The organism is Bacillus sp. Xin1 (genome assembly GCF_013314535.1).
Lineage (GTDB): Bacteria > Bacillota > Bacilli > Bacillales > Bacillaceae_G > Bacillus_A.
This window is the reverse complement of the sequence record NZ_JABUAE010000208.1, coordinates 1-240: the sequence shown is the minus strand read 5'-3', so window position 1 is coordinate 240 and position 240 is coordinate 1. Positions and strand designations below refer to the sequence as shown.

Here is a 240-nt window from a genome sequence, read left to right as displayed (position 1 = left end):
TTGATCCGTAGTCAAACGCTCTATCCAATTGAGCTACGGGCGCATATGGTGCCGAGGGCGGGGGTCGAACCCGCACGGTGGTCACCCACCGCAGGATTTTAAGTCCTGTGCGTCTGCCTGTTCCGCCACCCCGGCATGTCATATTGAAAATTGGAGCGGAAGACGGGATTCGAACCCGCGACCCCAACCTTGGCAAGGTTGTATTCTACCACTGAACTACTTCCGCAAGACATGTTATGA

Annotated in this window: 2 tRNA genes; both read right to left on the bottom strand. The window is 55.0% G+C overall.

Annotated features, from left to right (window positions below):
• Window positions 1-46: 46 nt before the first annotated feature.
• Window positions 47-135, bottom strand: a tRNA-Leu gene (locus tag HRG09_RS28565).
• 16 nt (window positions 136-151) lie between these two features.
• Window positions 152-226, bottom strand: a tRNA-Gly gene (locus HRG09_RS28560).
• Between the last annotated feature and the right edge of the window lie 14 nt (window positions 227-240).